The organism is Borrelia nietonii YOR, from assembly GCF_023035795.1.
In the GTDB taxonomy this organism is placed as follows: Bacteria; Spirochaetota; Spirochaetia; order Borreliales; family Borreliaceae; genus Borrelia; species Borrelia hermsii.
The window spans coordinates 863,327-886,452 of record NZ_CP073148.1; the positions used below are offsets into that span (position 1 = coordinate 863,327).

Sequence of the window (23,126 nt, forward strand, 5' to 3'; positions counted from 1 at the left end):
GTATTATGAAATTTGTAGACTACATAAATAGTATTTTAAAAAATAAGCTTATTTTTATGAGCTTATTTTTCTTTTTCTCATGTCTGACTGGTAGAGATGCTAATTTATCTCTTGTTGTTGTCGATGATGTTCAAAAGTCAAATGTTGATGAGAAAAGTTATTTACCAGGGCTTAAAGATGATGTATTTTTTTTCTTAAGTGATGCCTTTTTAAAAGAGGATAATTTTTATTTCAAAAGTGCTAGGGAAAGTTATGCTCAAAAAGATTTTGGTATGACCAGTTACTATTTAAATAAAATAGTAACTGATGAGGAAAGTTATGGTAAAGAATTACTTGCTAAAGCCAATTTGTTTTTTGGTTATGTAAATTATAATATGGGTGCTTATGATCTCTCTGAATATAATTTTGATAATTTTTTAAAAAATTATAAATATTCTCATGCTAGTCTTAGGTCTGCTGAACTTAAATATTTTGTTAAGGATAGAATAGGTGCAATCTCTGCATTAGGGGATATTGATGAAACTTCTCTTAATGCAGACTATGATCGAGGAATTTATAATTTCTTGAATGATAAATTTGGAATAAATTATCTAAATTTAGAAGCTTTAGGATTTTTAGATAATAGTATTTTTGATATGTTTATTTTTGGGAGTAATATTTTTGTTTCAAACATATTTGGCGGTCTTTTAAGATATGATGTTAAGAGTAATGAATATAAAGTTTATATTAAAGACAAGAAAAGTATTGTTTTAAATGGACTTAAAGGATTTGCAGAGCATAAAGGAGTTATATATATTGGTGGTCCTAATGCCCTTTATTATATTGATGATTTGGCAGATTCCATTAAGCAAGTTAAAATACCTTTAAAGGTTAACTTAAATAGTATACAGGTTTTGCTTAGTGCTAAAGATGGTATTTTTGTTGGTACTCTAGATTCTGGGCTATGGTTTTATTCGGATATAGGTGAGTGGACTTATATCAAACTTGGTTCTAATAGGATTTCATCATTATATTTAGATGAACAAAAAAATTTATTATTGGTAGGAACAATGGATAAAGCTATTTATAGCATTGATCTATCTGATTTTAATAATGTTAAACATTTAAATTTTTTTAGCAAGGTAGAGAGTGAGAGCAATATTAATTTTATAAAGAAGCATGATGGTGGTTATTACGTTGGAACTTATGGAGGTGGTCTTTTTAAGTTAAGTTTAGATAATCATACATATGTAAAATATAATGTTAACAATGATCCTAGCATTGGGTATTTTCTTGATATGGAGATTAGGGATAATAAGTTATTATTTGCAACTTTTGAGCATGGTTTATTAATTTACGATACAGTAAATGATAGTTGGGATTATCTAGGTCCTGGTGATGGGCTTATTAGTTTAAATTTAGTTAAAATTTTAAATTTCGATGATTATGTTATACTTGGAACTTTAAATAATGGTTTGGTTTTTGTAAATGAGAGTATTAAGAAACAATTATGAATCTTACATAATTACTGAATTTTGTAAGTATTTCTTAATTACTTTTTTATTTTTTTTCTTTGTATTTTTCATAAACCAAATACTTTTTTTTATGAGAATACTTCTTCAAAACTATGTTCCCTTTTTCAAGGCTTTTATTTTTGTTATATATTCGCTTCCTATGGTAATTGCCCTTTCACCTCCCTTTGCAGCTTTACTCTCAGTAATACTTACCATTTATAGATTTAAACTTAATAATGAAATATTGGCTTTTAGATCAATTGGAATATCTATTTTTGATTTGTTAGTTCCATTTTTTAAATTAGGGGTAGTTATTGCATTGATTGCGTTTATTTTAAATGATTTTTTGCTGCCACTTGGTTCTATTGGTAGGTTAAAAATTTTTAATGAAATCAAAGAAGAAATACCTCATTTGATATTAAAACCTTATTCAAGTAAACAGTATGGGGATTTAATATTTGTATCAGGAGAGAAATCTGATACAGGATATAGAAATGTTACTTTTTTTGATAATACTAGACTTAAAGGCTATGATAGAATATTTATGGCAAGGGAACTTAATATTCAGAAAGAAAATCATCAGGTATATTTTATTTTGAATGATGTTTTATCAATTGCTTTAACAGAAGATGAGAGTGGATTTTATGACTATTTTTATGCTGATAGAATGAAATATTCAATTGATCAGGTCACGTTTAGTGATAGTTGGTTGTTAAGTAATGTAACACCATCTCAGATGAGTATGAGAGATGTTCTTAAACTTATTGTTAAGCAAGATAAGTTGGTTAAAGAGTTAGATATGAGAAATGATTTAGAAGAAGATCTTTTACATTTAAATTTTTCAAATACTTATTTAAATTATTTGTATGCTAAAAATGGCATTTTAGATGAGAATTATTTTCTTGAAAACTTAAATTATATGTATAATTTAAGTTTAAATTATAGTCCTTATGAGGATCTAATTGTTAAGAGAAGTTATGCTCTTTTTTATTTGGAATTTTATCAAAAAATAAGTTTGCCATTGTCTGTTTTATTTTTCATCTTTTTAGCTTTTGGTATGGGTATGTACTCAAATAAAAAATATTCTATTATTCTTGAGCTTGTGATTTCAATTCTTATTTGTGTTTTCTATTGGGTAATGTTTATTGGTGGAAAAGTTTATACTGTTCAGTATGCCCCAAACCCTTTTCTTGTTACTGTTTTACCAAATGTGGCTTTAATTTTTGCGGGTTTAATACTTTTTTTGAGACTTTTAAAAAAATGAAAGTAGATAAGCTTTTTGTAAATAATATATCATTAACTTTTTTGTTTATGAATTTTCTTTTTGTGATCTTAATTGTGCTTTTTGATTTATTTACAAATCTTTTTAATTATCTTGATCATAATCTTAGTATTAGTGATATTATTTATATTTATTATCTTTATTTACCGAAATGTTTCTCAGATGGTTTAGCTTTATCTTTTCTTTTTGCTGTTTCTAATCTTATTGGCAATCTTGCTATGAGAAACGAAATAATAGGACTCTTTAGTTGTGGTATTTCTATTTCTAGAATATTAAGATCGATAATTATGCTTAGTGTTTTTATCTCAGTATTACTCTTTTTTTTTGATAATTATTTGGTTATAGATACTGTTACTAAAAGGGATGCTTTTCTTAAAAATAGTATTGGCAGTAAAGGTGCAAATGATAGGAATATAATCATTAAAGATTTTGCAAGAGAAATTTACAATATTAGGCATTATGATATCGAGAATGATACTATTGCTAATTTGATAATAATTTTAAAAGATCAAAATGGTAATTTTAAAAAAAGGTATGATATAAGTAAGGCTGAATGGACCAATTCCGGGTGGCGGCTTTATGGTGTAAGAGAATTTTCTAAGGTAGAACGAGATGTGATAGAGAAATTTCATGAGGTTCTTGATGATGGGGGGATTGTTAATTTAGAGCCTGAGTATATTAAAATCATTATGCTTTCTTCAAAAACGTTGAATTTTTCAAAGCTTATTAGCTGGATTGGGGCTCTTAGAAGAGAAAATTTGGATTATTCTGAAGCTTTATTTGATTTTTTCAGCAGAATATTTTTTTCATTTAGATTAATACTTCTTAGTTTTACTGTGGGTTTTGTAAGTTTTGCTTTGAAAAAAAATATTTTTATATGGAGTTTGTTAAATAGTATTGCATTTGCAGTTGTGTATGTTATTTCAATTATGGTTTTTAGTTTTTTAGCAGATCTTGGATATTTGCCCATATTTGTTGCAAGTTCATTACCCACTATTTTATTTATTATTATTAATTTTGTAGTTTATAATCTTGTATGTAAGTAGTAGGTTTTGGGAATTTTATGTTTAATATTATTAAAAATGATAAGAATTCTAATGCACGAATTGGTGTGCTTGAACTTCCTCATGGAAAGGTGACAACTCCGTGTTTCATGCCGGTTGGTACTTTGGGCGCAATGAAAGCTTTAAAGCATGATGTGCTTGATCAATTGGGGTGTAATTTAATGCTTGCAAATACTTATCATCTCTATTTAAGACCTGGCATTGATGTAATAAAAGAATATGGAAGTTTGCATAATTTTACAACTTGGAATAAAAATTTTTTAACAGATTCTGGGGGATTTCAAGTATTCTCTTTATCTAATTTTAGGAAAATTGAAACTGAGGGAGTAGATTTTAAATCTCATATTGATGGCTCTAGGCACTATTTTACACCTGAGAGTGTATTTAAGATGCAAGAGATTTTTGAAAGTGATATTATTATGGCACTTGATATTTGTAGTTCTTATGGGATTGATTACAGTGAAGCGAGTTTATATACAAATATTACAACTTCTTGGGCTCGTCGTACGTTGCGTGCTTATGAGAATAGAAAAGAAGGATATGATGGTCTTTTATTCTTAATAACGCAAGGTAATTTTTTTAAAGATTTGAGGAGAAGAAGTACTGAAGCAATTTTAGAATTAAATAGTCCTGGTATTGCAATTGGTGGAATTTCTGTTGGAGAGCCAAGAGATAAATATTTAGAAATTCTTGAATATAATTCTTCATTAATACCTAAAGATAAGCCAAAGTACGTAATGGGAATTGGTACGCCTCACTATATATTGGATGCAATATATTATGGTATTGATATTTTTGATTGTGTTAATCCTACAAGAATTGCTAGGCATGGTTCACTCTTAACTGATAATGGAATATTGCGTATTAAGAGAGCTGAGTTTAATATTGATACTTCTCCTGTTGAGCGAGATTGTTTTTGCACTTTATGTACAAGATATTCAAGAGCATATTTAAGACATTTAATCAAATCAGGAGAAACCCTTGGAGTTATGTTAGCTAGTGAGCATAACATTCATTATATGTTTAGACTTATTCAAAAAGCTCGAGATGCAATTATGAATGATGATTTTACACAATTTAGAAAGCTTTATTTAAGCAAGTATGATGAAGGTAATTTTCATGAATAGAGATATTATTTCAACAATTATTGTTATGGTTTCGATTTTTTTTTCACGTATTATGGGTTTTATTAAGATAAAGGTATTTTCTTACTATTTTGGTGCAAATCTTGAAGCAGATATTTTTAATTATGTTTTTAATATTCCGAATAATTTAAGAAAGATTATTTCAGAAGGTGCAATGACTTCAGCTTTTATGCCTGAATTTACGCATGAGATGAAGAAATCTAATAAGCATGCTCTTAATTTTTTAAGACGAGTCATCACTTTTAATGTTATAAGTATTAGTCTTGTTATTTGTATTATGATTCTTTTTTCTAAGCAGATTATGTATTTTGTATCTTCTTATAGGGGCAATAATTTGGAGTTAGCTAGTTATATATTTAACTACTTAATACTTTACGTGTTACTTATAAGCTTAGCGTCGATATTTGCATCAGTGCTAAATTCTTATAAGGTTTTTTTTATTCCATCTTTTTCCCCTGTTATGCTCTCTTCTAGTATTATATTAAGCATATGTTTATTCTATAGGCAATATGGAATATATAGTGCTGTTATTGGAGTAATTGTTGGTGGAATTTTGCAGTTTTTAATTCAGATGATAAATTGTATTTATATTGGTTTTATATATAGACCAATGTTTAACTTCAATGATTCTTCATTTTTAAGATTTTTAAAGAGATGGGCGAATATGATTTTATCAGCTTTAGCGGCAATTGCTACTCAGCAAATTTCGTTTGCTTTAGCATCAACCCTGGATATTGGCAGTGTTTCTGTTTTAAGTAATGCAATTGTTTATTATCAGCTTCCTGTTGGAATCTTTTATGTTTCAATTGCAACAGTTATTTTTCCTAAGATGGCTGAATATGCTTCTTCGGGCAATAAGAAAGGATTAGATTTAATTTTGAATCAGGGAATTGATATTTTAATTTTTCTTTTAGTTCCAATGTCATTTTTAATGTATATTTGGGCTGCTCCTATTCTAAATTTATTGCTTACAGGCGGTAAATTTTCCGTATATGATACTCAAAAAACCGTTAGTGTACTGCAATATTTTTTGATTGGATTACTATTTTCTTCGATTTTTGGACTGTTTCAAAAATATTATTTTTCAATACGTAATTCAAAAATCCCGCTTTATTTTAATCTTCTTTTTGCTGTCATTGATATTGCGATTTCAGTTTTTGGTATTAAGTCTTATAAGGTGGTAGATATTTTGCCTATTGCACAATCAATTTCTTTTGCTTTATGTGTGGTTATCTTTTATTTTGTTGGATTTAAGTGTGGAATTAAGCTTGAACTTCTTAGGTCCTCAATAGCTCTTATTAAGGCATTTATTTCCCTTATCCCTTTATATTTATTTTATACTTTCTTTAATAATTTCAAATGGGATGTAGGGTTTAGTTTAAATAATTTTTACTTGTTAAGTGTTGCAGGTATAATTAATATTATTATTTTGATATTATGCTATTATTTGCTTGGTGTTAGTAAGATTTTTAAGTTTATTAGTAGGGAGATTGCATGAGAGAGTTTATTCTTTTGTTTTGTATTGTGCTTGATCTTTTTGCTATTAAGGAGCTAACATTATCAACTAAATCTTTAGTTATGATCCAGGAGTCTGAGACTAGTACTGATAAGGATATGAAGGAAAATAATGTTGAGAGGGATGCTACTAGTGATCCTGAACTTAAAAGTGTTAACTTAGATGTGAAGCATGTAAATGATGCTATTTCTTATGGGCTTGATACTCAAGTGATTGAAATTATTAGTAGTCTTAAAAAATCAGGTGATGGTGGATACAATGCTTTGCTTAAAAAGAGATTGCAGAAAACTTTTAATATTGATCTTAAACGAGCAATTTTTGAGTTGTTTTTATCACTTAAATATGAAGGTGGTGTTGATGCTGCTAATTATATTCTAGGTAGTTATGAGAGCAATAGATATCCTATCAATTTGATTAATTTAGCAATCTCATATCTTAAGGAATTTGGCGATAAGGATGCCTTAAAAAAAACTCTTATTGATATTCTTGAGAATAAGGAAGGGAATATCGTAGCTACTGCTGCTTATTATCTTGGTGAGCTTTCTTCTCCTGAATATTCAAAAGATATGATGGATATTTATGATAAATATTCTGCTAATGATGGAGCTAAGTCGGCTATACTTATTGCTCTTGGCAAATCTAATGCTTTTGATTATGTAGATAGATTTTATGAAATTTCTGTTGATAGTTATGAAAATCCATCAATTAAGGCTTCAGCTATTAGAGCATTATCATATCTTATGCCTGAGAAAATAACAGAGAATGCTGATTTATATCTTCAGAATAATAATAACAATTATAATATTAAGATTGCCATTGTAAGGGCACTCTCAAAGGATGTATCTTTAAAATCAAAAGAGATTTTGCATGATTTTTTAAGAGATGCTGATGCTAGCATTAGGATTGGCGCTGTTGAGGCTATTAAAGAGCATAATGATATTGCTTCAAAAGAGGTATTAATTTATAAGCTAAAAAGCGATCCTTCATTAAAAGTCAGGGAAGCATCTGGTAAAGCTTTAGTAGATATGGGGTCTGGATATGAAGAGATACAAAATATAATGCTTGATTCTAGTATTGAAAATAATTTTAAACTTACTATATTTAGTTATCTTTTAGATAAAGATGTAAATTCTGCACGCTTGATTGCTTTAAATCTCTTGCAAAAGGAAAATATTAATAAACCTTCAAAGTTGCTTACAAATATTGCTATGTTTCTTTCAGCTAGGAAGGGTAATTTTGATGATTTTTATTCTAGGATTATTGAGAGTAAAAATGTTGATTTAATGAATCTTGCAATTAGGGGAGCTGTTTATAATAAATCCTCATTACTCTCAGGCAAACTTAAAGAGATTAAAAGAACAACTAGTTCAGAGTATTTAAGGAAACTTTTAACAAATTATTGATATAAGATTTTTAAAATCTCTGTTGCCGTTTCTTTTTTTGACATTTCAGAGAGTTCTTTGACACTGTCTTTATTTATTATGTAAATTTTGTTTAAGCTTGATCCCAAATATTTTAAGTCATTTGCAATAATATAGTCTAAATTTTTTGTCTTTAGTTTTTCTTTGGCTTTTTCTATTAAGATTTCATCTTTTTGAGCACAAAATCCAATAACAACTTGGTTTTTAGTTTTATTTTTACCTATATGTTTTATTATGTCTGGATTTTTGATGAACTTAATATGAAGCTCTTCCATTGTGTTTTTTTTGATTTTAGTTTTATAAGTCTTGTCGGGTCTAAAGTCTGCAACAGCAGCAGCACCAATTATTACATCGAATTCTTGGTATATGTTTAGTGCTTCTTTGTACATTTCTGTTGCTGTTTTTATTCTAATAACGTTTATTCCATAAGGTGTTTTTTCATTGCTGGGGCCTGTGATTATTGTAACATCAGCTCCAAGGTTTTGCGCCTCAATACCTAAATTGAAACCCATTTGCCCTGTTGATTTATTTGATAAGTAACGAATTGGATCTAATGCTTCTTCAGTTCTAGAAGCGGTTATTAGTATCTTTTTGTTTTTTAAAGGTAATTTTGGTTCTAATGTGTTTAATATTATTTTTAAAATATCATTTTCATTCCGAAGGCGTCCAATGGCATTTAAAGAACATGCCAGAAATCCTTCATCAGGTTCAATAAATTTATAATTATATTTTTTTAATTTTTTAATGTTTTCTTTTAAAATGGGGTTTTGATACATTATGTTGTTCATTGCTATTGCAAAGTAAGTTGGAGCTGTACTTGCAGATATTATTGTACTTAAAGCATCATCAGCAATCCCTGATGCAATCTTAGAAATGATATTGTATGTTGCTGGAATAATTAATATTAAATTTGCCCATCTTGCTAGGTTTATGTGTTCTACTTCCTCATGTGTTGTGTTCCACAGGCTTTTAATTACTCTGTTTTTAGAGACAGTCTCTAGTGTTAGGGGAGTAATGAATTTGGTGGCATTTTCTGTCATTATAACTTTGACATTATATCCCATTTTGACTAGACTTGAGACAATACAGGCTGACTTGTAAGCCGCAATTCCTCCGCATATTCCGATCAATATATTTTTGTATTTTTTCATGTTGATTTTATACAATATTATATAATTGTATTTAATATTTTTAAAAGGATTTTAATTGATAAATAAAGTATTTTTTGCAAGTATAATATATTTATTTTTATTTATTTGGTGGCTTTTGTCAGCTTGTTTATCTTACTTTCCTATTACTATCTTTAATATTCCTCTTTGGTTTTTTTTATCATGTATCTTTTTTCCTATTTTCAGTTTGTTATTAGTATGTATTTTTGTAATTTTTTTTAAAAATGACTAGAGGATTTTTTGTATTTTTTATCTTTTTGATTTTATATTGTGCTTTTGGTATTTTTGCTAGAAAAAAAAGGGCGGGATCGTTATTTTTACATAATTATTTTCTTGCAAATCAGGGTATAAATTTTGTCGTAATGGCAGTAGTAGTTGCTTCTAGTTATATTAGTGCTAGTAGTTTTATTTCAGGACCCTCAGCTGTTTATAGATATGGATTGTCTTTCATATTCTTAGCAGTTATTCAAATTCCGACAAGTTTAATTTCATTTGTCATTGTTGGTGAGAAATTAAATTTGGAAGCAAAAAAAATTAATGCAATCAATATTATTGATTATATTGGATATAGATATTTTAGTCGCTCTTTAGTTCTGGTTAGTAGTTTTATAATCATTTTTTTTTCTTTGTTTTTAATCTCAGCTCAGCTTATGGGAGGTGCTAAACTTTTAGAAGTTTTTTTTCAAATTGGTTATACTGATGCTCTTATTTTTTTCTCTCTATTTGTTTTTTTATATGTTTGCTTGGGAGGGTTTAAGATGATAGCATATATGGATTTTATGCAAGGCATTTTGATGATCGTAGCGTCTGTACTATTATTTTCAAGATTAGTTGACTTGGGAGGTGGAATTAGTAATCTCTTTAAGATGGCTCGGTTGAATCTTAAAGATGATTTATTTTTGCCATCAAATTTAGATTTGAAAATTGGATATATAATTTCTTTTTGGATATTAATAGGAATTGGAGTATTGGGGCTGCCACAATTTGTTAATAATTTTATAGCATTTAAAGATGTGAAATCTATGAGATTTTCTCTTCCCATTGTTACTTTTGTAATAGGATTTTTAGTTGTTATTATGCATTTCATAGGTTTTTTTTCCCTTGTTATTTTTTCCAAATTTGAACCAAATGATAAATTTATTTTAAATGTAGCATTAGAGGTGTTAAATCCTAAAATATTTATATTATTTTTTGTAGGACTCTTATCAGCGATAATGTCTACAATAGATTCAGGTCTTCTATTGCTGTCTTCTATTTGGGTAAAAGCAATAATGTCTTTAAATAAGAATCTTGTTGGTAAGATTGGAATTAATAGAATTACTATTATTTCTAATGTTTGTTTTATGTCAATAATTGTTTTTTTATCTTTAAATCCACCTGATTTTTTGTTTTTTTTAAATATTTTTGCAATTGGGGCTTTAGAAGTTTCATTCTTTTCCATTATTGTTTTTGGGCTTTATTTTAATTTTGTAAGTAAAATATCAGCTTTTATTTCTCAGTTTTTGGGACTTTTAAGTTATTTAATCATGATTTTTTATGGTGAAGTAAGTAGTTATTATTTTCATCCTATTGTTCCTGCACTTTTTATATCTATATCTTCATTTTTGATAGTTAATCTTTTTTGTCAAAGATGTAGTAAAATTTAGTTGTATGTTGTCTTTGAATGTTAAGAGTGTTGGTAAATATAGCGTTATTGATGTTCTAAAAAATGATAATGGAAAAAGACTTGATGCAGTGTTAATAAAGTTTTTAAAATTTCCTAAATCGAAAATAATGAGACATATTAGAAATGGAGATATTCTTTTAAATAATTTAAAGGTTGCTTTCTCTCATAGAGTTTTTAAGGATGATCAAATTTATTTATATAAACCTTTACTTCAAGGTTTAAGTTTAAGTCAGATAACAGTTAAAGATGAGGATGCTATATTAAAAGATGTAAAGAGAAGAATAGTATATGAGGATGAGGATTTGCTTGTAATTAACAAGAGAAGAGGAACTTTGGTTCATGGAGATGAATGTTCACTTGGTACTCTGATTAATTCTTATCTTTTAGATGAAAATCTTGGGTCTCTTAGTTTTAAACCTTCATCTGTGCATAGATTAGATAGAAATACCTCAGGACTTATTATTTTTGCAAAAAATATAGATTCTGCAAGACTTTTAAGTAAGGCATTTAGTAGTGGTATTGTTACTAAAAAGTATTTGGCTTTACTTGATGGTGAGATTAAAAAACCTTTGACTTATAGGAACTTTTTATATCGTGATAGGATTGCAAGAAAAACCTTCGTTGTTAATGATGGGGGCAAATGTAATGCTATAACCGATGTTAAACCAATTTTAGTCTCTAAATCCTCAACGCTTGCTGAGGTGTCAATTAGGACGGGGTTTACGCATCAAATAAGAGCACAATGTGCTTTTAATAAACATGCCTTGATTAATGATAAGAAATATGATTCTAAATTTAAAAAAACCAATTACTTTTTACATTCTTTTTTGATAAAATTTAACCAGTCTTTATTTTTGAGAAATGAATTTTTTGTTGAACCTAGTTCAGATTTTTTAAAACAGATAAGTAATATTTTTGGTGTATATGATTTTAAAGGATTTATTTAATAAGCTCACATTTAAGAATGCCTTAGGTGCAGTAAAAGATATTTCAATTGCTATTAAACATAAGTTTGTAAAGATTAAGGTTTATTCTTTAGTGGGTGTTGCTGGGACTGGGAAAAGTTTTAGATCTCATTTAATAGCAGATAAATATTCTATTCCTTTGATCATTGATGATGGTGTTCTAATAAAAAATATGAAGATTATTGCTGGGAGTTCTGCTAAGTTTGAGAATAATGTGTTTGATGCAATAAGGCGTTCTATTTTTGAAGATGATGCGCATAGAAATGAAATTGTTGAAGCTCTTCGCAAAGAAGATTTTAATAAAATATTGATATTGGGAACAAGTATTCGCATGATAGATAAAATAACATCTCGACTTTTATTGCCTAGTTCTTCCAAAATTATTTATATAACAGATATTTCTACTAAAAAGGAAATAGAGAAGGCAAGAATTTCAAGAGAGATGGGCGAACATGTTGTTCCAGCAGCTGCCTTTGAGATAACATCTATTAAGCCAAGTTTATTATTAGATTCGATTCGAGTTTTTTTTAAAAGTAAAGGATTTTTATCAAAAAAACGGAATTATATTCGTTCTATTGTAAAGCCTCATTTTCATGAAGAGGGGGGAACTTTATCTGTTTCTAAAAATGCTGTAAGACAAATTATTGAACATTGTGTTTCTGAATATAATAAAGATTATATTGTCTATGATTTGAAAATTAAAAAGAGTCAGGGCAGTTATTGTTTTAAGCTTTTTTTAGATATTCCACTTAAGAATGATTTACTTGATGGTGCGGAAATGCTTAGGAATTATATTATTGAAAACGTACTAAAATATACGGTAATTAATATATCTGGTATTGATGTCATCATACATAGATTTTATGATCAAAAAGGTAATTTGGAAAAAAAAGATGAATGTTGACTTGGATAATATAAGTAATGTCTTTTTGGTAGGCATTAAGGGCTCTGGACTTTGTTCACTTGCGTGTTTTTTAAATGATAAGGGGTATTTTGTAGAAGGGGTCGATGTTCCTTTAAAATTTCATACGGAAGATATATTAAAGAGCAATAATATAACTTATTATGAGAATATTGATGAGTTTTCTCTCAAAATTCATAATAAATCTTATGATGTTTTAGTATATTCACCAGCTTATGATAAGGATAATTTATCTGTTTTGCTAGAAGCACGTGAACTTGGTATTCCTATTTTATCTTATCCTGAGGTTCTTGGTAAGATTTCTAAAAAATATTATAGTATCGGAGTTGCAGGCTCTCATGGCAAAACTACCACAGCGGCATTCTTAGGTATGCTATTTAATAGTCTAGGATTGCAGCCTAATGTAATATTAGGTGCAGGTGTTAAAGATTTTAAAAATAAATCTAGTCTTGTCGGTCAGGGCAATATATTTATTGCAGAGACTTGTGAGTATAGGACTCATTTTTTACACTTTTCTCCGGATATGATTGTTTTAAATAATATTGATTATGAACATGTTGATTTTTTTGAAAATTATGAAGCAGTTTTAAATGTTTTCTTAAAATATATTAATAATTTAAAGCAAAATGGGATATTAATAATAAATGCTGATGAAGTTAATTTGCTTAAAATTAAAAATAAAATCTTAAGAAAAGATATTAAAGTCTTTAGTTTTGGATTTAATTCTTTGGCTGATTTTGAAATTAAGCATTTTGAGGTGATAGACGAGTTTTTAAAGTTTGATTTTTTAGGGGGTATTGATATTAGGCTAAGAACCCCTTTGATGCATAATGTTTCAAATTTTGCATCAGCACTTCTAGCTTTAAAGCTATTTTTAGAGGAACATAAAAAATTAGTTTGGAGTTTTGATGAGAGAATAAAGATAGTAGCTAAAGAGTACATGGGCATTAAAAGAAGGTTGGAATTTATCATGGAAAAAGATGGGGTTATATATCTTGATGATTATGCTCATCATCCAAAGGAAATTGAAAGTACTCTTTTGGGACTTAAGAATTTTTATAAGGATAGGCGTATTATTTTAGATTTTATGCCACATACTTTTACAAGAACACAAGTTCTTTTTGATGAGTTTGTTGAAGCTTTAAGTAATGTTGATGTATTGATTTTGCATAATATATATCTTTCGGTTAGAGAAAATTTTGATCCTAATAAACTCTCTAGAGAATTGTTTTCAGCTCTTAAAGATTTAAATCAGAATGTTTATTTTTTTAAAGAAGTAGTTGATTCTGTTGATTTTATAAAGGGTTTATTAAAGAGAAATGATTTATTTGTTACAATGGGAGCTGGTAATAATTTTATTTTACATGATTTTTTATAAAGGTATTTTGAATGAAAAGTATGACTGGATTTTTTCACTTGGAAAAAGTTATTTCAAATTATATGTTTAGTGTTAATTTAAAGTCTTATAATGGTAGATTTTTAGAATTTAAATTTAAATTACCTGAAATTTTATATGCTTATGAGCTTGAGATAAGAAATTTTATTTCAAATTATGTTAAAAGGGGAAATGTTTTCTTAAATGTAGGATATAAGGAAATAGTTCCAAATATTAATTTTAGTGTGAATCCCCATTATGTTGAGGCTATTACTCGTCTTAGAGATAGTTTATTGCATAGTAGTTTAAATATTAAGGATGAATTAAGTATTGGTGATTTCTTGTCTTTAAGAGGAGCTTTAATTATTGTTGATGAGAGTGATGTTAATCAGGAAATAATTTTTAATGCTTTTAAGGAAGTTTTGGAAGAAACTTTATTAAATTATGATAAGAGTAGGACCTTTGAGGGTGAGAATACTAAACAAGATATAATTTCAATTCTTATGTTAATACGGGAGAATTTAGGACTGTTAAAGAACTCTCAGAGTAGTATAAATAATAAGCTTTTCTTAAGTCTTAAGGAAAATTTATTAAAGTTAATGGATGATTTTAGTGATGTTAATATTGCAGAAGAGGCTGCTAAGATGTCAATTAGGTTAGATATTAATGAGGAAATAGTAAGATTATATTCACATATAGATAATTTTTATAAAAATCTTGAAAATGAGGCGTGTGGCAAGATTTTAGAGTTTATTGCTCAGGAAATGCATAGAGAGGTTACAACAATGAGCAATAAAGCAATTGATCTTGATATTAGAAATTTAGTTTTAAACATGAAATTAAATTTAGAGAAAATAAAAGAACATCTAAGGAATATTGAATGAGGATAGCTGTTTCTGGTAAGAGTGGTTGTGGTAATACAACTATTAGTGGAATGCTTGCAAAGTATTATGGCCTAAAACTTGTTAATTATACTTTTCATGATATTGCTAGAGAGAAAAATATGCCCTTTGATATGTTTTATGAGAAAGAAATCATTGGTAGAGATGATCATTATTGGGATGAATATCTTGATGGTAAATTATTGGAGCTTTCAAAAGAGGATAATACAGTTCTTGCGTCCCGGCTTGCAATTTGGCTTTCAAAAAATGCTGATTTAAAGATATATCTTTATGCGAAGATAGAAATTCGGGCAGAGAGAATAATAAACAGAGAAGGTGGTATGTATTCCGATATTTTAAGGAGTACTTTTAATAGAGATTTTAATGATTCAAAGAGGTATTTGTCTGTCTATAATATAGATATTGATAATTATTTAGATGTAGCTGATTTTATAGTTGATACAACCGATAGATCTGCAAATAAAGTTTTTGAATTGATAAAGGATGAAATAGAAAAGAGGAAATTATATATTAAGTAAATAAATTAAGGAGGTTTAAAAGGAATGAGAATACCTTTAAAAGAGATACAGGATTTTGATGGCAATTATTATGAACTTGTTATGGCAGTGATAATTCGTACAGATCAAATTATTGATCAAATTTCTTTAGCAGAGCATACTATTTCTGATGAGAGAGTAGTAAGCCAAGCTTTTAATGATATTTTGATAGGTCGATTTACGTATTCAATTGAAGAGAAATAAAATAGTTTTTATATTTGGTCCTACGGCTGTAGGTAAGAGTGAGCTTTTATTCAATTTTCCAAAAGGTGTCGCTGAAGTAATTAATGTCGATTCTGTTCAAGTTTATAAGGAGTTTGATATTGCGTCTTGTAAGCCTAGCGTTGAGTTGAGGTCTCATATAAAGCATCATTTAGTGGATTTTTTAGAACCGATTGAAGAGTATAATCTTGGAATATTTTATAAGGAAGCATGTAAAATAATAGAGAATTTAAGAGTGCAAAAGAAGCTACCTGTATTTGTAGGTGGGTCGGCTTTTTATTTTAAGCATTTAAAATATGGATTGCCCAGTACACCGCCTGTTTCTTCTGAAATAAGACTTTATGTAAATAGTCTTTTTACTACAAGGGGGAAGAATTATCTCTTAGAGGAGCTTAAGAGAGTAGACTTTGAAAGATATAAGTCAATTAGTAAAAATGATATTTATAGGATTAAAAGATCGCTTGAAGTTTATTATCAAACAGGTATTCCAATTAGTCAATTTTTAAAAAGAGGGCAGATGATTGAAAATGTTTTAGCTATTGGTTTGAGAAGGCCTATGGAAGAAATGAAGTCTAGGATAATATCTAGGGTAAAGAATATGCTTGATTGCGGATTGCTTGAAGAGATTAAAAGCTTATTAGGGAAAGGATACAATGAGACAACCCCGGCTTTTAAAGGAATAGGGTACCGTGAATTTTTGTTGTGGAAGAGTAGACCTTATTCTATGTTAAATGATATAATAAACTTAATAGTTAAGAATTCATTTTTGTATGTAAAAAGGCAGATGACTTTTTTTGATAAAATTCCTAATGTTTTGTGGTTTCATCCAGATGATGATTTAAAGAACATTTTGGATTTAATTTTTGTTTAATAAGGAGATATAAGGCGTGCCTTGTGGAAGAAAAAGAAAATTACAAAAAATATCTACTCATAAGCGAAAGAAAAAGAGAAGAAAGAATAGACATAAAAAGAAGAATAAATAATCGAAATGTTAGTTGGTTTTTTGCTAGCTAACATTTTTATGTTATTAGTTTATTCGATAATTATATTATCTATTATATTTATATCTTTACTAAAGATATACCCTTTTTTTCCTTTGTAGGTTGCTAATATCCATTTGCCTTTAATTCCATGTTTTTCGGCGTTTTGCATTATTTTTTCGATTTTTACTATTTCGTCTTTTCTAATTATTGTTAGATAATCATAATTAGTATTGTCCGTTTTAGTTACATTATTTAAAATAGCATAATTTTTTGTTATGATTCCTACTTTTCTTGAAAATCCCAAGACACTACTTTTGGGTAATTTGAATTTTTTTGTTAAGGGAATTTCTAATTTCTTGCTGCATGTTAAAAATATTATAGGGATTAAGCATAGCAATTTTATTTTCATAGTTTTATTATATATGTTACTTGATATCCAATTATATATAATAATATAATATTTTTTTAGAAAGTTTAAGGATTATCAATGAAAAAATATGTTTTTTTATTATTTCTATTTTTTCCTTCTAGTGCTTTAATATTTGCATATCCATTATCTTTTGGAGGGGGATTTTCTTATCAGTTCACTAATTATACTAGCAAAAGTGATATAAATAAGTCTGTAAAAAATTATAGTAGAGTAGACAATGGAATAAATTTAAATTTGTTTTTTGATGCTAATTATGTTATTTTGGATATCTCTTATAAGGATGCTTTTTTATCTAGTCATCATAGTAGATATTTTGCTTTTGGGCTTTATGGGATTTATCCGATTGTTTTTAAGGAGTATGTTAGAACATTATTTCCCCTTCTTGGGATTAAATATACAATTGATTTAAGCGCCAAGAGGCAAGACCTGGTGTTTTTGTCTTTAGGATTTGCTACAGATTTGTTCATTCCTGAAGTTAAAGGACTCTATATTAGACCTTTATTTATGCTTTCAATTTCACCTACTTCTCTTTCTGTAAAGAATTGTTCTTCTTTAACAACTGAGATTACTCTTGGAATTAATATTGGTTGGAAGTTTCTTAGTTAGGCAGTTTTATTCCTAAGTGAAAAGGAACCATTCTCTCTTGCCCAAAAAGATTAGATGTAACATTGAGTTTATGAGGAAGGTTGTTAAATTTTGTTACAAGTGTGCTTGAACCACCTCCATCTAGATTAATAGAGTTGGTAATAGCATAATTTAATGATAGATCTATGGCTTCATTTAATGAGATTCCTTTGCTATTATTAGTACCTCTTCCTTCCACTGTTATTAGATATAGGTGTTTGTTTTCTTTATCAGTACCTATTATTGTTCTTGGATGTTTATTTTCTTTAAAATTTTTAGTGTAAGTTCCATTTGTAATTAAAGGAAAGAATCCGCTAAAACCATAATCAGAATTTTTGATCTCGTCTTGCTTAGGATTTAATATTATTTGATTGTTCTTAATTATAATTATTCCTTGAGTTTTTTTTGCATTGGATATGATTTTTTTATCATATATATATAAACCATTAGGATAAAACATATTTTCTTTAATCTCATATGGGCTAGTGTTAATGGCAATATCCACTTTGTTAGAAAGTAAAAATTGGCTTGTTGTTTGGCCTTTAAAGTAATAATTATTCATTTTTTGATCATAAATAGGCTTTGGTATTATGAACTTTAAATTTTTGTTTTTAATCTTGACAATGACGTAATTGCTTTCTTTAAAAGAACTTTTAATTATTTCATATTTCATGTCCACGTCTTCTGAATTGAGTGGTTTTTGCGCTGATAAGACGTTTAATGACACACTTAATATTATTATGCCTAAGATTTTTTTATTCATTTCTTTTTATTTTATAAGAATAAATACTTTTAGGATAGTTTTTTAAGATTATATTTTTTATCTTTAAAGCCATTTTGTAATCTTTTATTATTGCAATATTATATAACTGGTATATTATTTTTATATCTAACTTTTTATTTTTTTGTAAAATGTCATTGATTTCATCTTCGCTTATGTTCTCTTCATTGATTCTGAGTTTTAGTAACAAAATTTCATTTTTTATGTTTTCATCTTTAGGTGCTTTCATTTTTGTTAGAAAATTATTAGCTTCTTCATATTTTTTTATTTTAAGTAAATATTTGATCATGAGTAAATGATAATATTCCAAGTTTAGATTTTTGATTGCATTTATTGTCTCAAGTTCTTTCGGTAGATTGTTGTTTAAGTCATATAGCATGTATAGTTTATTTAATTTTTCAAACTTTTCTTTGTCTGTACCGTATGTTAGAGTAAAAGGGATTATTAATAACAAGAGCAGTAATATTTTAGGTGGTATTAGATCCATATGATTTTATTTTAAGTATTATATACTTTTTTAATGAGAATAAGAAGAAATGAATAAATTTTTTCTTCTTATTCGTTATGATTTAAATTTTGGATTTTATGTAATTTGAAATTTGTTCGGATCTTGCACCGAATATTACTTGAGTTTGATTTCCTGATGTAATGATTGTTCCAGCAGCCCCAAGCTTGTTCATTAAATCTTTATTTACTAATGAAGAAGACTTCACATCTACTCTGAGTCGTGTGAAGCATGAATCAACATTTGTTATATTATCAAGTCCCCCAAGAGCTTGAATGACTGCCTCAAAATCTTCATCTTGAGATAGCTTAGAAGTATTATTAGATATTGTTTGCTGTTTAGTATCATCTTCACGACCAGGTGTTTTGATTTTAAATGTTTTAATTAGTGCTATGAAAATGGCAAAGTAGACAGTTCCAATTACAAGTCCTATCGGAAGTATTAGAAGAGCGTTTGTTGATTTTGGAAACATTAAAAAGTAATCTATTATTCCTGCTGAGAGTGCGAATGCTATGCGTATTTCAAATATATTAGTAATGATTAGTGCTATTCCAGTTAGAATAGCATGTATTAGATAAAGCAGAGGTGCTACTAACATGAATGTATATTCTATTGGTTCTGTAATTCCTGTTAGAAATGAGGTGAGTGCTGCTGAGAATAAAATACCACCTACTTCTTTTCTTCTTTCCTTTTTGGATGTTAAGTACATTGCAAGAGCAGCACCTGGTAGTCCAAATAGCATAATTGGATACATCCCTGATGTGAATGCACCAGCGGTTGGATCCCCATTTAAATATCTTGTAATTTCTCCTTGGATTATGTTGCCGTCCTTTGTGGTGTATTCTCCGAATACAAAATATACCAAAGTGTTTAAAAGCTGATGTAGACCTGTTATTATGAGTAATCTATTTAAGAAGCCAAATACAAATACTCCCAGATTACCAGCTTCTATCATCCAGATTCCAATTTGATTGATAGTTATTTGTAGTGGTGCCCATAGGAAACCAAATATTATGGCAAGTATTGCAGACAGCATTCCATTAGCTATTGGCACTAGTCTTTGTCCTGAAAAGAAACCTAAGAATTGTGGTATTTTATAGTTTATTACTTTGTCGCTAAGCATGGCTGAACTTGCGCCTGTAATAATACCTCCCAAGACTGACATATTAACGGGTTCTGATTTCCCGTTGATTATTATTGTAAATGTAGATAATCCTGCATTTAAAATTAAGTATCCCACAGCCCCTCCTAGTGCTGCAGATGCCTTATTATTTTTAGATAGGCCCATTCCAGTTCCGATTGCAAATAGTATTGGTAAGTTTCCAAGAATGGCACTGCCTGATTGTTCCATTAATTTACCAATTTGTCTAAGCATGTCAGAAGGTTCTGTAATTTCTATTATAAGATATCCAAATCCAAGTAAAAGTCCAGCAATTGGCAAAATAGCTGCAGGAGTTTGTAAGGCTTTTCCAAGATTTTGCATATTTTTCATCAAATTATTCATATTTGCCCCCATTGATTTATATTGTTTATTAACTTTTAAATAAGATTCTAGTTTAAGTAATGTTCATTATATTTTATTAATATTTGTTTTGGCAACCTTAAGTGTGATTTATGGATTTTTGATTAAAAAAAATTAAAAAAAGAAGTTTAATTTTTTATAAACTTTATTTACTGTTTTTTTAATAGGGGCAAGTTTTTTAATATTGTCTTGATTGTCAATCAGGCTTTTGATGCTGTCCATTGATTCTTCGATTGCTATGATAAAACTTTTTTGAGGTTTTAGCCAAAAATTGCAAGAGTAGTCACTTCTAAGTGATAGGAAAAGTACTGACTTTTTATTGGGATGTTTAGTGAAACTCATAGTGCATTCTAAAATGTTTTTCATCTTATCAATTTCATTAATATTGATATTTGCGTTTTCATATGTTTTAATAAACGTCCAGTCTGATTCCATACCATTTACTATACGCATTATTTCTATTAATTTCTTATTTTTAAATATTATTAAATTTTCATGTGTTAATGTTGCAAGGATATTTCTTATTGCTTTCTCTTCTTCGTTTTTTAGTCCTCTTAAAATTAATTCCTTAACTTCCTTTAAGCTAAGTGTTAATTGATTTTTATATTCATTTTGAGTTTTAAATTTTTTTCCCCCAATAGTTATTTCATTTTCTAATACAGGTTTTTTATCTTTTTTTGTTATATTTTTGTGGATGTTATTTAATTTTTTATTCTCTTTTTGGGTATTTTTATGTTCATTTTCTTCAAATTGAATATCATTGATCCATTCTTTTTTAAGTACTCCAATTGATCTGGCATATCTTTTACTTGTCTCAATTATTTCTCCTGCAACGAAATACTTTACAGAATCTGTGTTAATAAGTGAGCCAGGATGAATTACTACATTTTGTGCTTTTATTGTTTTATATTTAGTTTTTAAGGTTTTAAAGCAAATATAATCTTTCATACCTCTCATTATCGATTTTAAGTAGCCTTCTTGATCAATTTCATGTGTGTGTACTATTGGTATGTTGAAGCTACTTACAATATTTTCAAGTTGTCTTTGTACATTAGTAATCTCTTCAAGACCTTGTAAGTCTAGGTAGTTCTCTTGAGCAAAGGCTTCTTTGTTAATTGCTTTTTTGTAATCTTCAAATATATTAATAAATCCTATTAAATCACCTAGTGGATTTTTGTATTTCAGATGAGCTTGTCTAGCCTCTATTTCTTCGTTTTGAGGTAGTAAAAAAATTCCACTTGTGGATAGAAATGATAGCCCAATTGTGGTTGGGTATATTGCTTTTTGATATTTCATCATTGCTTCAACTAAAGCCCTTGAATGTATTGGTATTAGAGGAAATATTATCATATATTTGCCAATTTCCGTAAGCTCATTTTTTTCATTTATTGCATCTAGGGATTTTAATATGTCACTTGCTGTTTGAATAGATTTAATTGATGGTTTGGAAATGAAGTCAAATTTTGTAAAATTTCTAATTCCGATATCTGCCATTCTTAATATTACTTCCGAGAGATCTGTTCTGTATATTTCTTCCTTTTGATATTCGTCTCTTAATTGATATTCATCCCTTTTATATAGTCTGTAACATGTTCCCTTTGAAAGTCTTCCTGCTCTTCCTGCTCTTTGTGTTGCAGATGATTTTGAAATTGGTACTTCTTGAAGTGAGTAAGTGTGTGTTTTCATTTGGAATTTATTTGTTTTGACTTTTCCGCTATCAATTACTATCTTAATATTTTCAATTGTAATTGAAGTTTCTGCAATATTTGTTGATACTATAATTTTTCTTTTATTCTTTGGGGTAGGCATAAATATTTGTTCTTGTGCTTCTTTTGCCATTCGACCATATAGAGGCAATATTACTAAATCTTGTTTGGAATTTAGTTCATAAATTGCTTTTATTGTTTCTTTTATTTCCTTCTCTCCAGATAGGAATATAAGGATATCACCTTCTTTTTTTTCTTTAATTATACCGCTAATTATTTCTTTTATTTTTAATATCATTGACTTTGATGTGTTAAGTAGTGGTGGATTATAGATTATTTGTACAGGATAAGTAATTGTTTCTATATTAAGTATTGGAGCATTATTAAAGTATTTTGAAAATACTTTTGTATTTATTGTGGCGGATGAGATTATGACTTTAAAATCGTTTCTTTTTTTTAATATATCTTTAATAAGTCCTAGTATGAAATCTATGTTCAAACTTCTCTCATGAGCTTCATCTATTATTATTACGTCATATTCATAAAGTAGAGTGTCTTTTTTGAGTTCTTGTAATAAAACCCCATCGGTCATTAATTTAATCTTGGTTTTGGGACTTGTAATCTCTTGAAATCTTATTTTGTAACCTACCTCTTCTCCAAGGTTTACCCCAATGTGTTTTGCAATGTATTCTGCTATTGATATCGTAGCTATTCTTCTTGGTTGTGTTACACCAATTTTTCCAAGTTTTGCTAGTCCTGCTTCATATATTATTCTTGGTATTTGTGTGGTTTTTCCACTTCCTGTTGGACTCTCTACGATTAAAACATTATTTGTTTTTAACTTTTTAATTAATTCATCTTTATATTTATAAATGGGAAGACAAAAATCATTCATAT

Annotated in this window: 22 protein-coding genes; 16 read left to right on the plus strand and 6 right to left on the minus strand. The window is 28.2% G+C overall.

What is annotated here, in order from left to right:
- Positions 1-5: 5 nt before the first annotated feature.
- The 6 genes from bhYOR_RS04125 to bhYOR_RS04150 are packed head-to-tail and all read left to right on the plus strand — an operon-like array spanning position 6 to position 7,903.
- Positions 6-1,493, plus strand: a complete 1,488-nt coding sequence (locus bhYOR_RS04125; protein WP_025400110.1) for a hypothetical protein — start codon at positions 6-8, stop codon at positions 1,491-1,493.
- Entirely contained in the window at positions 1,468-2,757 is a 1,290-nt protein-coding gene (locus bhYOR_RS04130) for an LptF/LptG family permease (RefSeq protein WP_025400111.1), read from the plus strand. The genes bhYOR_RS04125 and bhYOR_RS04130 overlap by 26 nt, the downstream gene beginning before the upstream one ends.
- Complete coding sequence (locus bhYOR_RS04135) at positions 2,754-3,821, plus strand: LptF/LptG family permease (RefSeq protein ID WP_025434146.1); 1,068 nt, start codon at positions 2,754-2,756, stop codon at positions 3,819-3,821. The genes bhYOR_RS04130 and bhYOR_RS04135 overlap by 4 nt, the downstream gene beginning before the upstream one ends.
- A 17-nt stretch (positions 3,822-3,838) precedes the next feature.
- Positions 3,839-4,966 (plus strand): tRNA guanosine(34) transglycosylase Tgt, encoded by a 1,128-nt coding sequence (gene tgt, locus bhYOR_RS04140; protein ID WP_025434147.1) that lies wholly within the window; start codon positions 3,839-3,841, stop codon positions 4,964-4,966.
- The gene (gene murJ, locus bhYOR_RS04145) at positions 4,959-6,482 is read left to right on the plus strand and encodes a murein biosynthesis integral membrane protein MurJ (RefSeq protein WP_025400114.1); all 1,524 of its coding nucleotides are present in this window, start codon (positions 4,959-4,961) and stop codon (positions 6,480-6,482) included. The genes tgt and murJ overlap by 8 nt, the downstream gene beginning before the upstream one ends.
- Positions 6,479-7,903 carry a HEAT repeat domain-containing protein gene (locus bhYOR_RS04150; protein WP_025400115.1) on the plus strand — a complete coding sequence of 475 codons (1,425 nt, stop codon included), beginning with the start codon at positions 6,479-6,481 and terminating at the stop codon, positions 7,901-7,903. Before murJ ends, bhYOR_RS04150 begins: the two co-directional genes overlap by 4 nt.
- Here bhYOR_RS04150 and coaBC read toward each other — a convergent pair.
- The gene (gene coaBC / locus bhYOR_RS04155) at positions 7,897-9,072 is read right to left on the minus strand and encodes a bifunctional phosphopantothenoylcysteine decarboxylase/phosphopantothenate--cysteine ligase CoaBC (RefSeq protein WP_025400116.1); all 1,176 of its coding nucleotides are present in this window, start codon (positions 9,070-9,072) and stop codon (positions 7,897-7,899) included. The genes bhYOR_RS04150 and coaBC overlap by 7 nt on opposite strands.
- Before the next feature lie 115 nt (positions 9,073-9,187).
- On the opposite strand from coaBC, the gene bhYOR_RS04160 reads away from it, so the two are divergent.
- The 9 genes from bhYOR_RS04160 to miaA are packed head-to-tail and all read left to right on the plus strand — an operon-like array spanning position 9,188 to position 16,549.
- Positions 9,188-9,322, plus strand: a complete 135-nt coding sequence (locus tag bhYOR_RS04160; protein WP_241763738.1) for a hypothetical protein — start codon at positions 9,188-9,190, stop codon at positions 9,320-9,322.
- Positions 9,315-10,736: a sodium:solute symporter family transporter gene (locus bhYOR_RS04165; protein ID WP_025400117.1), complete on the plus strand. Its 1,422-nt coding sequence runs from the start codon at positions 9,315-9,317 to the stop codon at positions 10,734-10,736. Before bhYOR_RS04160 ends, bhYOR_RS04165 begins: the two co-directional genes overlap by 8 nt.
- Positions 10,737-10,740: 4 nt before the next feature.
- The gene (locus tag bhYOR_RS04170; protein ID WP_025434148.1) at positions 10,741-11,703 is read left to right on the plus strand and encodes an RluA family pseudouridine synthase; all 963 of its coding nucleotides are present in this window, start codon (positions 10,741-10,743) and stop codon (positions 11,701-11,703) included.
- Positions 11,681-12,625: a hypothetical protein gene (locus bhYOR_RS04175; protein WP_038446260.1), complete on the plus strand. Its 945-nt coding sequence runs from the start codon at positions 11,681-11,683 to the stop codon at positions 12,623-12,625. The genes bhYOR_RS04170 and bhYOR_RS04175 overlap by 23 nt, the downstream gene beginning before the upstream one ends.
- Complete coding sequence (murC, locus tag bhYOR_RS04180) at positions 12,615-14,021, plus strand: UDP-N-acetylmuramate--L-alanine ligase (protein ID WP_025434149.1); 1,407 nt, start codon at positions 12,615-12,617, stop codon at positions 14,019-14,021. Before bhYOR_RS04175 ends, murC begins: the two co-directional genes overlap by 11 nt.
- Before the next feature lie 11 nt (positions 14,022-14,032).
- A complete protein-coding gene (locus bhYOR_RS04185) occupies positions 14,033-14,902 on the plus strand; it encodes a YicC/YloC family endoribonuclease (RefSeq protein WP_025400121.1) in 870 nt (289 codons plus the stop codon).
- Positions 14,899-15,438 (plus strand): (d)CMP kinase, encoded by a 540-nt coding sequence (gene cmk / locus bhYOR_RS04190; RefSeq protein WP_025400122.1) that lies wholly within the window; start codon positions 14,899-14,901, stop codon positions 15,436-15,438. Before bhYOR_RS04185 ends, cmk begins: the two co-directional genes overlap by 4 nt.
- Positions 15,439-15,462: 24 nt before the next feature.
- Positions 15,463-15,660 (plus strand): DNA-directed RNA polymerase subunit omega, encoded by a 198-nt coding sequence (locus tag bhYOR_RS04195; RefSeq protein WP_025400123.1) that lies wholly within the window; start codon positions 15,463-15,465, stop codon positions 15,658-15,660.
- Positions 15,647-16,549, plus strand: a complete 903-nt coding sequence (gene miaA / locus bhYOR_RS04200) for a tRNA (adenosine(37)-N6)-dimethylallyltransferase MiaA (protein WP_025400124.1) — start codon at positions 15,647-15,649, stop codon at positions 16,547-16,549. Before bhYOR_RS04195 ends, miaA begins: the two co-directional genes overlap by 14 nt.
- A 161-nt stretch (positions 16,550-16,710) precedes the next feature.
- On the opposite strand, the gene bhYOR_RS04205 is transcribed toward miaA, so the two are convergent.
- Positions 16,711-17,070: a hypothetical protein gene (locus tag bhYOR_RS04205; protein WP_025400125.1), complete on the minus strand. Its 360-nt coding sequence runs from the start codon at positions 17,068-17,070 to the stop codon at positions 16,711-16,713.
- Between the two features lie 78 nt (positions 17,071-17,148).
- Here bhYOR_RS04205 and bhYOR_RS04210 point away from each other — a divergent pair, with 78 nt between their 5' ends.
- Positions 17,149-17,697, plus strand: coding sequence for a TDE1717 family outer membrane beta-barrel protein (locus bhYOR_RS04210; RefSeq protein ID WP_025400126.1), 549 nt, complete (start codon positions 17,149-17,151; stop codon positions 17,695-17,697).
- Here bhYOR_RS04210 and bhYOR_RS04215 read toward each other — a convergent pair.
- The 4 genes from bhYOR_RS04215 to bhYOR_RS04230 all read right to left on the minus strand — a co-directional run bounded on the left by bhYOR_RS04215 (position 17,690) and on the right by bhYOR_RS04230 (position 23,124).
- Positions 17,690-18,478, minus strand: a complete 789-nt coding sequence (locus bhYOR_RS04215) for a phosphodiester glycosidase family protein (protein WP_025400127.1) — start codon at positions 18,476-18,478, stop codon at positions 17,690-17,692. The two genes, bhYOR_RS04210 and bhYOR_RS04215, sit on opposite strands and share 8 nt — an antisense overlap.
- Complete coding sequence (locus bhYOR_RS04220; protein WP_025400128.1) at positions 18,471-18,983, minus strand: hypothetical protein; 513 nt, start codon at positions 18,981-18,983, stop codon at positions 18,471-18,473. Before bhYOR_RS04220 ends, bhYOR_RS04215 begins: the two co-directional genes overlap by 8 nt.
- Positions 18,984-19,065: 82 nt before the next feature.
- Entirely contained in the window at positions 19,066-20,517 is a 1,452-nt protein-coding gene (locus bhYOR_RS04225) for a PTS transporter subunit EIIC (RefSeq protein WP_247088236.1), read from the minus strand.
- A 120-nt stretch (positions 20,518-20,637) separates the two neighbouring features.
- Positions 20,638-23,124 (minus strand): ATP-dependent RNA helicase, encoded by a 2,487-nt coding sequence (locus bhYOR_RS04230; RefSeq protein ID WP_025400130.1) that lies wholly within the window; start codon positions 23,122-23,124, stop codon positions 20,638-20,640.
- Positions 23,125-23,126: the final 2 nt, after the last annotated feature.

Excerpts from the sequence above, each read along its gene's own strand:
- bhYOR_RS04125 (WP_025400110.1), top strand. The coding sequence starts at position 6 with ATGAAATTTGTAGACTACATAAATAGTATTTTAAAAAATAAGCTTATT.
- bhYOR_RS04130 (WP_025400111.1), top strand. The coding sequence starts at position 1,468 with ATGAGAGTATTAAGAAACAATTATGAATCTTACATAATTACTGAATTT.
- bhYOR_RS04135 (WP_025434146.1), top strand. The coding sequence starts at position 2,754 with ATGAAAGTAGATAAGCTTTTTGTAAATAATATATCATTAACTTTTTTG.
- tgt (WP_025434147.1), top strand. The coding sequence starts at position 3,839 with ATGTTTAATATTATTAAAAATGATAAGAATTCTAATGCACGAATTGGT.
- murJ (WP_025400114.1), top strand. The coding sequence starts at position 4,959 with ATGAATAGAGATATTATTTCAACAATTATTGTTATGGTTTCGATTTTT.
- bhYOR_RS04150 (WP_025400115.1), top strand. The coding sequence starts at position 6,479 with ATGAGAGAGTTTATTCTTTTGTTTTGTATTGTGCTTGATCTTTTTGCT.
- coaBC (WP_025400116.1), bottom strand. The coding sequence starts at position 9,072 with ATGAAAAAATACAAAAATATATTGATCGGAATATGCGGAGGAATTGCG.
- bhYOR_RS04165 (WP_025400117.1), top strand. The coding sequence starts at position 9,315 with ATGACTAGAGGATTTTTTGTATTTTTTATCTTTTTGATTTTATATTGT.
- bhYOR_RS04170 (WP_025434148.1), top strand. The coding sequence starts at position 10,741 with ATGTTGTCTTTGAATGTTAAGAGTGTTGGTAAATATAGCGTTATTGAT.
- bhYOR_RS04175 (WP_038446260.1), top strand. The coding sequence starts at position 11,681 with ATGATTTTAAAGGATTTATTTAATAAGCTCACATTTAAGAATGCCTTA.
- murC (WP_025434149.1), top strand. The coding sequence starts at position 12,615 with ATGAATGTTGACTTGGATAATATAAGTAATGTCTTTTTGGTAGGCATT.
- bhYOR_RS04185 (WP_025400121.1), top strand. The coding sequence starts at position 14,033 with ATGAAAAGTATGACTGGATTTTTTCACTTGGAAAAAGTTATTTCAAAT.
- cmk (WP_025400122.1), top strand. The coding sequence starts at position 14,899 with ATGAGGATAGCTGTTTCTGGTAAGAGTGGTTGTGGTAATACAACTATT.
- bhYOR_RS04195 (WP_025400123.1), top strand. The coding sequence starts at position 15,463 with ATGAGAATACCTTTAAAAGAGATACAGGATTTTGATGGCAATTATTAT.
- bhYOR_RS04205 (WP_025400125.1), bottom strand. The coding sequence starts at position 17,070 with ATGAAAATAAAATTGCTATGCTTAATCCCTATAATATTTTTAACATGC.
- bhYOR_RS04210 (WP_025400126.1), top strand. The coding sequence starts at position 17,149 with ATGAAAAAATATGTTTTTTTATTATTTCTATTTTTTCCTTCTAGTGCT.
- bhYOR_RS04215 (WP_025400127.1), bottom strand. The coding sequence starts at position 18,478 with ATGAATAAAAAAATCTTAGGCATAATAATATTAAGTGTGTCATTAAAC.
- bhYOR_RS04220 (WP_025400128.1), bottom strand. The coding sequence starts at position 18,983 with ATGGATCTAATACCACCTAAAATATTACTGCTCTTGTTATTAATAATC.
- bhYOR_RS04225 (WP_247088236.1), bottom strand. The coding sequence starts at position 20,517 with ATGGGGGCAAATATGAATAATTTGATGAAAAATATGCAAAATCTTGGA.
- bhYOR_RS04230 (WP_025400130.1), bottom strand. The coding sequence starts at position 23,124 with ATGAATGATTTTTGTCTTCCCATTTATAAATATAAAGATGAATTAATT.